Source organism: Riemerella anatipestifer (assembly GCF_009663465.1).
Lineage (GTDB): Bacteria > Bacteroidota > Bacteroidia > Flavobacteriales > Weeksellaceae > Riemerella > Riemerella anatipestifer_C.
Genome location: NZ_QXHU01000011.1, coordinates 1 through 4,974, shown reverse-complemented (window position 1 = coordinate 4,974; position 4,974 = coordinate 1). Strand labels below are relative to the sequence as shown.

The 4,974-nt window shown below is 32.1% G+C and carries 6 protein-coding genes; all 6 read left to right on the top strand.

From position 1 onward, the window contains the following. The first annotated feature begins 444 nt into the window (after positions 1-444). Positions 445-921 (top strand): heme-binding protein, encoded by a 477-nt coding sequence (locus D1003_RS10700; protein WP_153936986.1) that lies wholly within the window; start codon positions 445-447, stop codon positions 919-921. A gap of 16 nt (positions 922-937) precedes the next feature. Then, positions 938-1,348 carry a hydroxyisourate hydrolase gene (gene uraH / locus D1003_RS10695; RefSeq protein ID WP_153936985.1) on the top strand — a complete coding sequence of 137 codons (411 nt, stop codon included), beginning with the start codon at positions 938-940 and terminating at the stop codon, positions 1,346-1,348. Positions 1,349-1,551: 203 nt separating this feature from the next. After that, entirely contained in the window at positions 1,552-2,262 is a 711-nt protein-coding gene (locus D1003_RS10690) for a glycohydrolase toxin TNT-related protein (protein ID WP_153936984.1), read from the top strand. A 203-nt stretch (positions 2,263-2,465) separates the two neighbouring features. Continuing rightward, the gene (locus tag D1003_RS10685; protein ID WP_153935910.1) at positions 2,466-2,936 is read left to right on the top strand and encodes a hypothetical protein; all 471 of its coding nucleotides are present in this window, start codon (positions 2,466-2,468) and stop codon (positions 2,934-2,936) included. Between the two features lie 155 nt (positions 2,937-3,091). Further along, positions 3,092-4,468 (top strand): serine hydrolase, encoded by a 1,377-nt coding sequence (locus D1003_RS10680; RefSeq protein ID WP_153936983.1) that lies wholly within the window; start codon positions 3,092-3,094, stop codon positions 4,466-4,468. Positions 4,469-4,624: 156 nt separating this feature from the next. Then, positions 4,625-4,974 (top strand): hypothetical protein (locus D1003_RS10675; protein ID WP_260393406.1); only part of this gene is annotated, 350 nt, incomplete at its 3' end.

Below are 4,974 nucleotides of genomic sequence, written 5' to 3'. Positions count from 1 at the left end.
CATTTTGATTACCGAATCACTAAATGGATAGAAGTATCAGGAGTAGGAGGACATAATACCGTTAAACCCTAACTCTGTCAAATTTCTCTGTCTAAGCCTCATAAATAATTGATTTTCATATTTTTACAACACGGTACAGAATAACCTAATTATTGCATTAAGTATTAAAAATCAAAATGTTACAATGATTAAATTGTCTGAACAATCGGATTTAGGGTTAAGTATAAAGATAAAGAAAATAAAAACTGGTTACAACAAGGTATTGCCGCAAGCGGGGCTGATTTTGCATTTTAGAAACTTTTGTCTATCTTTGAAGTATGGTATTTTGTTTGAAGTTAGGTGCTAATAAGCCCCGCCTTCGGCAATACCCTGACCGTTATACGATATTTAAAGACAAACATAAATAAAAGACAAAGAATTATGTTAACAAAAAACCTCTTTCAAATGATACTATTCTTATTAATATTTCCATTGATTGTATGGGGGCAGAATAGTACGACCCAATCAACAAGTTTAAATCAATTTGGTGCATTAGAGTTGGCTAAACAGGCAAATATAGAAGCTCTTAAACTGGGGAAAAATGTATCAATTGCTGTTTTAGATGCATCAGGTACAGTTATTCTTTTGCTTAAGGGAGACAATGTTGGACCTCATAATACCGAGGCGTCAAAACGAAAAGCCTTTACAGCTCTTTCTACAAAGACAGCAAGTTTAGAGTTAATGAAAAAGGCAGATGCTAGTTCAAGCTCAAAAAATTTAAATACGATTGCCGAATTACTTTTATTAGGAGGAGGAGTACCCGTTTGGAAAGACGGAGAATTAATAGGCAGTATAGGCATATCAGGAGGTGGTAGTGGCGAAAACGACCATTTTATAGCGGTAACTGCAATACAAAATCTTAATTTTAAAATTAATTATTAACTAAAAAAACAAAAAAATGAAAAAAGTAGCACTTCTATTTTTAGCTTTTATAGCTACATTACAGTTTGGTTTTGCACAAGAGACAAGATATCAGTTGTCGAGTCATATTCTAGACATTACAGCAGGTAAGCCAGCGACAGGGGTGAAAATCACATTGTCCAAGAAAGATAAAGATAACAAATGGATAAAAATTGATGAAAAAAGCACAGATGATAACGGAAGAATAAAAGACTTTTTAAAACAAGATGGCACAAATAATATAGGTGTTTATAAATTAACATTTCATACAAGTTCGTATTTTGAAACCCTCGGACAAAAATCATTCTATCCATTCATTGAGGTAGTTTTTGAACTTATCAACAATGAACATTATCACGTACCTATAACTTTATCACCTTTTGGTTACTCGACATATAGGGGAAATTAAAACAAACATCGTATAACAAGGTATTGCCGCAAGCGGGGCTGACGGATTTCTATCAAACATTTGGAATAAATTAAACGGTAGGAATTCTAATGAGTTTTAGTGCTAAAAAGCCCCGCCTTCGGCAATACCCGGACCGTTAGCCGTAATATTACAAAACTGACCGTACAGAAATTAAAAAACAACTCGATAAACTAAAAGAAAATATGGGATTTTTTGATAAACTCTTTGGAAATAAGCAAACAAAAAGCACTCAAAATTTGAATGAAAATGAAAATGAAAATGAAAAAACTCAATTTAACAAAGGAGAAAAATTTATTTCAACAGGTGAAAATATTGGTTATAAAATCATACGAGATTTAACCGAAGACCAAAAAGAACATATTGAGAAATCAACAATTTTATTACGAAGTGGACAACTTTATATGCATTATTGGACTGATAATTTAGTTTGCAAAGATAGAAATGACCAAGAGTGGCAAAATAAGGTAATGTTTTTCTGGAAAGCAGAAGAGCCGTTTCCTAAAAAATCTCTTCCACCAACCTTTGAAACATTTAAAGTAAAATACTTTTTATTTCAAGGAGATACGTCAAAAGTTTCTTTGCAAGTTGGACAAGCAATGCCTTGGTTTGGTATGCCAGGACTTGGAGAAAAACACGTTTGTGAATTAAATAACGAAAAAGTTACAATTCCAGAACTGTATGAACTTGGCTTAATAGAATATGTAGAACAAGTAGAATTAACAAACAACAATTTTGAAATTTTAACTGATAGAGAAAATTATATGTTCCTAATTGACGAAAGAATAACATCATTTGAGAATGGTAATTTTCATTTAGACGGAAAACCAATTCCTATTAATGTTGCTTATAGTGTTGGTGGAATTCATATAATGAAGAAAACTGAATTGGAATGAGAAAAATACTACGGCTAACACGGTATTGCCGCAAGCGGGGGTTAATTGCTTTTTTAGAAAATTTTGTTTATCTTTGAAGTATGGTATTTCAGTTGAAGTTAGGTGCTAATAAGCCCCGCCTTCGGCAATACCCTGACCGTTGGCGGTAAGTTTTTAGAGACTGTAAACCGACACTAAATATTTAAAATAAAATAATAGAAATTATGGGATTTAACATTGCAGGACTAATTATCAAACAAAAACTTGACAAAGAGCAAGAGATTGAAAATTTGTTAGAAAACAAACTGACATATTTGCAAGATGTAGACTTTGAAGAAGCAACAAGTAGTTTCAGAGACGAAAATACAGTTGATATTTTGCAGACTGAAAACGGCACTCTTATAATTATGGAATTAGGACAAATATATGACTTAACAAATATTCAAAGTGAAGTTGTGCAATTTATGGCATCTGATGTATCTGACACTTACTATTTTGAAAAATATACAAATGGTGAACTTGACAGGAAATATATTATCACACAAGGAGAAATTGCGGAAGATATTGGAGAGGGTTTTGTTGACGAAAACGATGATTTGATGGATAAAGTTTGGGAATTTGCTGATGAGTATTTACAAAACAAATTCACTGAAAATATGTTTGACTTGAAATTTAAACGATACGAAATAAAATAAACCTACCGCCAACAGCAGTTTGGCAAAATGGCGGGTTCAGTACTAAATTGAACATTTGGTTTTCAAATAAACAATAGTGCTAGAATGAAAGTAAGTACTTCTAAATCCGCCACTTCGCCAAGCTGCAAACCGTTGTAACCAATTAAATCTAACCAATGAGAAGAACTTTTCTTTTATTTATTTTTTTCTTTGCATACAATATAAATGCTCAGACTAAAGCGGAAAAAATAGATAGTCTTTTAACAATGTTGCATAATCAAGAACAGTTTAGTGGAAATATACTTATTGTTCAGAATGGAAAGGAAATACTAAAAAAGAGCTATGGCTTTACCAATAGAGAAACAGGAGAAAAGTTAAATGAAAACACTATATTTGAATTAGCTTCTGTTTCTAAGCAATTTACAGCGACAGGTATCATTTTACTCAATAGACAAGGTGAAATTTCTTACTCAGATAAGATAACTAAATACTTTCCAGAGCTTAGTTTTTGTGAAAATGTAACCATAAAAAACTTACTTAACCACTCGTCTGGTATTCCAGACTACATTGGTTTAATGATGGAAAAAGGAGATAATAACAAAATAATGGTCAATGAGGATGTTATTGAGGTTTTATCAAAAACTGTAGATAGTTTAAAATTTAAACCTAATGATAAATACGAATATAGTAATACCAATTATCTATTACTCGCTTCTATTATCGAAAAAGTTTCTAAAATGAAATATTCAGAATTTATGAAGAGACAAGTCTTTGAGCCTTTGGGCTTAAAGAATACCTTCATACAAAATATGAGGCTTAATCCTAAGGTTATAGCAAATTATGCTTTAGGTTATGTTATGGGGGATAAACAGCAAATCGTACTTCCGGATTCTTTAATTTCTTTAAGTTTTGTTAAAACACTTGATGGTATAGTGGGAGATGGAATGGTGAAATCAACTATAACGGACTTAAGGAGGTGGGACAAATCTTTAAGAGAGTATAGATTAATTAATAAAGAAGAGTTTGATTTTATAAAAACATTAGATACTTTGAACAACGGGAAAAATAATCATTATTCTTTTGGTTGGCGTTTTAACGAAACTTCGATGAGCCATAGTGGCAGTTGGCCAGGGTATGTTAGTTATATTAGTAGGGATTTAAATTCGGATAATCTCATTGTTATTTTACAAAATTTTGATGATGTGGTTTTGCCTATAAGACCGATTAGGGAAATTCTTGATAATAAACCTGTTTCTGTTTCTTATAAAAGAGAAATTCAATTAGAGGCTTCTATTTTAAAAAGGTATGTTGGTAAGTACTATAATTCGGAAAATGAAAATTCAGTTACGACATTAACATTAGGCAAAAACGCATTAATTTTTAACTCTACTAATAATCCGTGGAATATGCCGTTTTATCCTGACTCGCGGAATACATTCTTTAGCAAATCACCGAGACACGATATAGGCTTTAAGTTTATTGAAGAGGATGGTGTGGTAAAGCTTATATTTGTCCAAAATGGTAAAGAAATCGGAACTTCAATAAAAAAATAAAACTGGTTACAACAAAGTATTGCCGAAAGCGGGGCAGATTTTTATTTCCGAAACTTTTGTTTATCTTTGAAGTATGGGTATTTTAGTTGAAGTTGGGTGCTAATAAGCCCCGCCTTCGGCAATACCCGACCGTTGTAACCAATTTATGAAACCCTTGTGGAAAAAACGACGGAAAAAGTAAATGAATACTTAAAAGCCGATTTTGCATTACTATTTCAATCACGTTGTAGATGGTTGTTTTGGAAACCCTTTCGTAAATATCGAATAGCAGGCTCTTTGTGGAATAGCTCTGAATTTATTGTTTACAAGGGAATAGAAGTTGAATTTATGTTTTATTCACGAGAAAACGAATTATTATTTCAAGAAACCTATGAATTAGACCGCTGGTTACCTCCTCGAACTAAACGAGAATTGATAATAGATTTACCTGGATTAGTAAATAAAACGGAGCAGAAATTTAACCATTTTGATTACCGAATCACTAAATGGATAGAAGTATCAGGAGT